The sequence below is a fragment of the Halomonas sp. genome (assembly GCF_052095695.1).
Taxonomy (GTDB): Bacteria; Pseudomonadota; Gammaproteobacteria; order Pseudomonadales; family Halomonadaceae; genus Vreelandella.
Genome location: NZ_JBQDLQ010000005.1, coordinates 61,793 through 68,223 on the forward strand (window position 1 = coordinate 61,793; position 6,431 = coordinate 68,223).

The 6,431-nt window shown below is 53.8% G+C and carries 7 protein-coding genes; 4 read left to right on the forward strand and 3 right to left on the reverse strand.

Features of this window, described 5'->3' with window-relative positions:
• Window positions 1-10: 10 nt before the first annotated feature.
• Window positions 11-1,453: a sulfate adenylyltransferase subunit CysN gene (cysN, locus tag ACTH5D_RS01955; RefSeq protein WP_441667978.1), complete on the forward strand. Its 1,443-nt coding sequence runs from the start codon at window positions 11-13 to the stop codon at window positions 1,451-1,453.
• Between the two features lie 107 nt (window positions 1,454-1,560).
• Here cysN and ACTH5D_RS01960 read toward each other — a convergent pair whose 3' ends face one another.
• The 3 genes from ACTH5D_RS01960 to ACTH5D_RS01970 form a co-directional block, all read right to left on the reverse strand.
• Complete coding sequence (locus ACTH5D_RS01960; RefSeq protein ID WP_441667979.1) at window positions 1,561-2,370, reverse strand: substrate-binding domain-containing protein; 810 nt, start codon at window positions 2,368-2,370, stop codon at window positions 1,561-1,563.
• Window positions 2,371-2,487: 117 nt separating this feature from the next.
• A complete protein-coding gene (locus tag ACTH5D_RS01965) occupies window positions 2,488-3,234 on the reverse strand; it encodes an ATP-binding cassette domain-containing protein (RefSeq protein WP_441667980.1) in 747 nt (248 codons plus the stop codon).
• Window positions 3,231-3,935 (reverse strand): ABC transporter permease, encoded by a 705-nt coding sequence (locus ACTH5D_RS01970; RefSeq protein ID WP_441667981.1) that lies wholly within the window; start codon window positions 3,933-3,935, stop codon window positions 3,231-3,233. The genes ACTH5D_RS01965 and ACTH5D_RS01970 overlap by 4 nt, the downstream gene beginning before the upstream one ends.
• A gap of 267 nt (window positions 3,936-4,202) precedes the next feature.
• On the opposite strand from ACTH5D_RS01970, the gene ACTH5D_RS01975 reads away from it, so the two are divergent.
• From ACTH5D_RS01975 to ACTH5D_RS01985, 3 genes are all read left to right on the forward strand, one after another.
• Window positions 4,203-5,318, forward strand: coding sequence for an App1 family protein (locus ACTH5D_RS01975; protein ID WP_441667984.1), 1,116 nt, complete (start codon window positions 4,203-4,205; stop codon window positions 5,316-5,318).
• A 46-nt stretch (window positions 5,319-5,364) separates the two neighbouring features.
• Entirely contained in the window at window positions 5,365-6,039 is a 675-nt protein-coding gene (locus ACTH5D_RS01980) for a zinc metallopeptidase (RefSeq protein WP_441667982.1), read from the forward strand.
• Between the two features lie 163 nt (window positions 6,040-6,202).
• Window positions 6,203-6,431: contractile injection system protein, VgrG/Pvc8 family (locus tag ACTH5D_RS01985; RefSeq protein WP_441667983.1), on the forward strand; the 229-nt coding region annotated here is incomplete at its 3' end.

A 6,431-nucleotide genomic window follows, 5' to 3' on the forward strand; every position in this document is an offset into this window, starting at 1 on the left:
AGTAGGGCTAATGTCACATCAATCGACTTTAATCGCTGGCAATATCGAGCAGTATCTGCACGAGCATGAGAACAAAGATCTGCTGCGTTTTATTACTTGCGGCAGTGTCGACGACGGCAAATCCACCCTGATTGGGCGTTTGCTACACGATTCGAAAATGATCTTCGAAGACCAGTTGGCGGCGATCACCCAGGCATCTAAAACCAGCGGCACGACCGGTGACACCGTTGATCTGGCGCTATTGGTGGATGGGCTGCAATCCGAGCGTGAGCAAGGCATTACCATCGATGTGGCGTACCGCTTTTTCTCCACCGATAAGCGCAAGTTTATTATCGCCGATACGCCGGGGCATGAGCAGTACACGCGCAATATGGCCACCGGGGCTTCAACAGCTAGCTTGGCGATTATTTTGATTGATGCCCGTTACGGTGTGCAGACCCAAACGCGCCGCCACAGTTTTATTGCCGACTTGCTGGGTATCCAGCACTTGGTGATTGCGGTCAATAAAATGGATTTGGTGGGCTTCTCTGAGCAGCGTTTTAACGAAATAGTGGCTGAATACCGCGCGTTTGCAACGAATCTTCAGACGCCGGATATTTGCTTTGTGCCTATGTCCGCGCTTAATGGCGATAACGTGGTCAATCGCAGCGAGCAAACGCCTTGGTATTTCACTGCTGACTACCAGGGGAAAACGCTGATTGAGCTACTTGAAAGCGTTGAAATCAGCCGTGATCAGAATCTCAGTGATCTACGCTTGCCAGTCCAATACGTGAATCGTCCAAATCTTGATTTCCGCGGTTATTGCGGCACCTTAGCGGCGGGCGTATTGCACTCTGGGCAAGCTATTAAAGTGCTGCCTTCGGGTAAAGTGTCCACGGTGGCAAGAATCGTGACCTTTGATGGCGATCTCGCGGCGGCTTATCCAGGCCAGGCAATTACCGTTACCTTGGAAGATGAAATCGATATTTCACGCGGCGACTGGATCGTGGCCGCGGAAAGCGAGCTGCCGCTCTCAAATACCTTTAAAGCTGATATTGTCTGGATGCAGGAAGAGGCTTTAACTCCCGGCAAGCTTTACGATTTCAAGCTAGCAACGCGCGACCTTTCCGGTAAGGTCAGCACCATTGATTATCAAATCGATGTGAATACGCTAGAAAAGCATGTCACGGACTCGCTCGGGCTCAATGCTATTGCTCGTTGTGACGTTGAATTGACCGCCGCTATTCCAGTTGATGATTATCGCACCAGCCCTGGTACCGGCAGCTTTATTATCATTGATCGGCTAACCAACGTGACTGTCGGTGCTGGGATGATTAGGGGAGCCGCCGGTGAACCTAGCGTTGCGACCAATGCAACCGACTGGGCCGCCTTTGAACACGACCTCAATGTGCTGGTTCGTAAGCACTTTCCCCATTGGGAAGCTAACGATATTGGTAAGCTGCTGACGCTATAAACCGCCATGGGCTATTAATAGATAGCCCTAAAGAGCAGTTTTTAAAAGTGGGATACAGCAAAACGGCACGCCTTGAGGGCGTGCCGTTTTGTTTAGACGAGAAAGGACTACTCAGCGTTAGGGAAAAAGAGCTGCTGTCCATCGACTTCGAAATCGGCAATCGCTTGCTGACCTTCTTCAGAGACCAGCCATTCGTGCCACTGAGCAGCCAGGTCATGCTTTAAGTGCGGGTGACGTTCTGCTGAAAGCAGCAGGCTGCCGTATTGGTTGAACAGCGCCTCGTCACCTTCAAACAGCAGCGTTAAGTCCTGTGGGTTTTCAAACGCCACCCAGGTAGCGCGGTCGGTGAAGGTGTAAGCATCCATCCCAGCGGCGGTATTCAGCGTTGGGCCCATACCGCTGCCTAGCTCGCGATACCATTCGCCTTGCGGTGTAATTCCAGCGTCTTCCCACAAACGTAGCTCAGCGCGGTTGGTACCGCTATCGTCACCGCGCGAGGCGAAGGGAGATTCGCTTTCTGCGATTTGCTGCATGGCATCGACAACTGTTTCGCTGTCACTAATACCGGCGGGGTCATCACTGGGGCCAACGATCACGAAATCGTTGTACATCACATTAAGGCGCTCAGTCGCGTAGCCGTCGGCCACAAACTGCTCTTCACCTGCCGTGTCGTGAACCAAGAGGCTATCGGCATCACCACGGCGACCTATTTCGAATGCTTGACCGGTGCCTACGGCCACGACGCGTACGTCTATTCCAGTTCTTTCAGTAAACGCGGGAATAATAGCGCCAAACAGGCCCGAGTTCTCAGTAGAGGTCGTCGAGGCCAGCGTAATGTAGTCATCGTCAGCTAGCAGCATGCCGCTCCAGGTTAGGCTTAGAGTGCCTGCTGTTATCAGTGCGGTGGTCTTATTCATTATAGTGCTCCTTGAACGTTGCTCATCTTTGTCAGGGTAAATCCATGCTGTGGTTCATCAGTACGGTATTTCATCAATGCGGTGTTTCATCAGTGCTAGTGTGAAGCAACGCCAGCGTTACCACACCAGTTCGCCGCGAATAAACGCGCCGGCTTCGCTGGAGGTGGGCGCGGAAAAAAACTGCTTGGCGGGGGTGTGTTCAAGCAAGTGTCCGTTATGCAGAAACACGACGTCATCGGCTAAGCGGCGTGCTTGGTGCAGATCATGAGTGGACATCACAATGCGTGTGCCTCGGCGATGAAACTCTAGCACTGCATCCTCAACGGCCTTGATGGCCGCGGGGTCTAGCGCGGAGGTAGGCTCATCGAGAAATAGTACCTGTGGATTCAGGAGCCAGGCCCGCGCTAGCGCTAGTCGTTGTTGTTCCCCGCCAGATAGTACCCGTGCGGGGCGCTGCGCTAAATGTGCTAAACCAAACGTATCCAGTGCCTGCATCGCCAGGGCTTTGCGAGAAACGCTGTGGCCTGCTGGGCGGTTGAGCGTTGGTCGCAACGTTTTGTTAATGGCGAGGACATAGGTGAGATTATCCAGCGCTGAGCGACGCAGCAGCACTGGGCGCTGAAATACCATGGCTTGTGCAGGGGCTGTGCCTTGCCAACCCACGGTGCCGCTAGTGGGGGGCAATAAGCCATGAGCTAGGCGCATTAGAAGACTCTTGCCTGCACCGTTCGGGCCCATGATCAGCGTACGCTGGCAGCCCGATAAGCGAAGCGTGGTGGGCTTTAGCAACGTATGGCCACGATGCGTGAACGCAGCGCCGTCAAACGTAAGTGTTGCCACCGGAGGCATCTGGTGTGCATTCACCCCAGCCTCCTTTTGGCCGTTTCGCCGATCATGTGCGCGATAGCGTTAATCATCGTCACCAGGGTGAGTAAAATAATCCCTAAGCCGAGTGCCATGGGCAGGTTGCCCTTGCTGGTTTCTAAGACAATGCTGGTGGTCATCACGCGAGTGACGCCATCGATATTGCCACCTACAATCATGACCGCACCTACCTCTGCACTGGCGCGGCCAAAGCCCGCCAGAATGACCGTCAGGAGCCCGAAACGCGCATCCCACAGCAGCGTTGGAATCATGCGTGGGCGGGTCAGTCCTAATGATTGCAGCTGCTCGGCATACTCGCCGTGTAGCGTTTCAATCTGCTGGCGAGTCAGTGCGGCGATGATTGGCAGTACTAAAATGACCTGAGCGATGACCATGGCGGTGGGCGTAAATAGCAGCCCCCAGCTGCCTAATGGGCCGGTGCGTGAAAGCAGTAGATACACGCATAGCCCTGCAACGACGGGTGGTAGTCCCATTAATGCATTGAGGACGATGATAACGGCATTACGCCCTGGAAACCGCCAAAGGGCGAGAGCCGCACCTAAGGGCAACGCGAGTAGGCTGGCGATCACTACCGCCATGAGTGATACCTGTAGTGACAGCATCACGATGGAAATAAGCGTGCTGTCCATACTCAAAATGAGAGCGAGGGCAGTACTAAAGGCATTGTCACTGGTTAGCATAGTGGCTGGTCGGCATGGAGCGTAGGCATCATTCTTATGTGTAATTAAGCATGATGTACTGAACCGCCAATAATTGCACACCTGACGGGCATTAATTGTGCATCGTTATTCACCAGCGTTAAGCGATTAGCAGGAGTGCTTGACGCTGTTACTATATACGCCAAACTAATATTGGACGGCAGCCGTCTATCATCACGAAAAGGGATGCATGATGAATCAATCATTGAATGGCTCCGTTTACGCTGGCCAATACGCTTGATGGGCTTAATGCGCCGGTGGGCAAGCTTTGTAAAAAGGGTAGTGCACATTATTGCCAAGCCTATTAAGGGCGACAGTGGCCGTGGTGGCATGGTGGTTCACCCCTATCGAGGTTATGGCTCGCAGAGTGAAGTGTTTGTCATGGGGCGAGTCTTTCGTCAGGCTGCCTTAGGCCGCGCTATCCCTCGGCATGGAATGCTGCGTGATACTGCCGACGTTGCACGTCGGATTTTTCGTCGCGGCCTGGCCAATGCCCAGGTCGAAATTCATCTAGGCGAAAACCAACTCTGTGTCGGCACCGATCGGGATGGCTACTTCGATGTGCATCTGCCGATCAGTCATACCCTGCCTATTGATGTATCGTGGCACCGTGCCGATATTCTGGTCCATTGCCAGGGCGAGACGCCGGTACGTACTCACGTTGAAGTTTACGTACCACCGCCTGAGGCAGACTTACTGGTGATCAGTGATATCGACGACACCGTCATGTTCACCGGCGTGGCGGAAAAGCTTAAAATGCTTTATCGCCTGTTTGTAAAAAAACCCCACCGCCGTACCGCGTTTCCTGGCGTAGCGGCGCTTTATCAAGCGCTGCATCGTGGCGCTAGTGAACGCATCGAAAGACCCATTTTGTATGTCTCGCGTGGGCCTTGGGCAATTTACGAAATGCTTGAAATTTTTTTTCAGATTAATCGTATTCCCGTCGGTCCTATTCTGTTTCTTCGCGAGTGGGGGATCTCTTGGCGCCGCCCTTGGCCGCGCCGTGCAGAAGACCATAAGCGTGATCTGATCGACCGAATGCTGACCCTTTACAATGATATGCCGTGTATTTTAATCGGCGACAGTGGGCAGCGCGATCCAGAGGTCTATATCGAGATCGTGAAAGCCTACCCGCATCGTATTAAGGCTATCTACATACGGCGAGTTGATAACAACCCTAAGCGTGAAGATGCTATTCAGCGGCTGCGTGATGAGCTGGCCGGTACCGAGTGTGATTTGGTGCTAGCTGCCGACAGCGTGCTGATCGCTGAGCACGCCTACGCTCAGGGCGATATCTCAGCCCATGGCCTAGCGGCGGTGAAGCGCGATGTTGAAGAACATCGCAACGATCCTGATCCTACTTAAACAGCTTGGGGCACTGAGTCTGCCCCTTCATCTGCGGTGAATTGCCATGGTCGTTGTGTTAATTGTGCTGGCGCTGGCTATTTTTGTGCTCCCGAATGTATGGGCTAAATGGGTGCTCAAACGACATGCGCGTGGCCGGGATGACTATCCTGGAACGGGGGCTGAACTTGCAGAACACTTGCTGCGCCGCCTAGGAGTGGAGGGCGTTAACGTAGAATGCACTGAATACGGGGATCATTACGACCCAGAAACGCGCTGTGTGCGTCTTTCGCCTGATCATTATGATGGCCGATCGCTAACGGCGGTGACGGTGGCTGCCCATGAGGTTGGTCATGCCATTCAGCATCATCAAGGCTATTCACCGCTGCTGGCGCGCAGTCGTTTAGTGGGGGTCGCCCAAAAGGCTGAGAAGCTTGGCGCTATTTTAATGATGGCCGCGCCGTTTCTATTCCTATTAACGCGGCTGCCAGGCGGGCTGGCAGTCGCGGTTGTATTGGCGGTGATCAGTTTCGGTACCGCCGCGCTGGTGCATCTAGTGACGCTTCCAGTGGAGTTTGACGCAAGCTTTAACCGCGCGCTGCCGCTGCTGAAGGAATACGTGCCGCCTAATGACATGGCCGGCGCGCGGCACGTGCTTACCGCCTGTGCCTTTACTTATGTCGCGGCATCACTCGCCAGTATCATGAATCTAGGCCGCTGGTTGGTGATTTTAAGACGCTGATACAAAATAGACATGGCTGCCTCGACTTAGCCGCCAGTTTGTAAGCTATTGCTTAAAATGTTGTAAGACATTGACGTTTCGTATTCAGGATGGGTTGTTCTGGTAACAGATATCGCTACGCTGATCGATTTCATAAGTGTTTGATGATCCAAGGAGTGGCGCGATGTCAGCCAGCACTGGTTTGCAATTCACCCTAACGCTACCGGGGGTGGATGACGTGGCGGTGATCGATTTCACCCACCGCGAAGCGCTCTCCCAGCCTTTCGAGCTGGCAATCAACTTGGCCAGCCGTGATGGCAGTCTGGATGCTGCTGAGCTGCTGGATCGCGAAACCACCCTGACCATCTGGCAGGACGGCGAACCGCTGCGCCGGGTGCACGGTATTGTCAGCG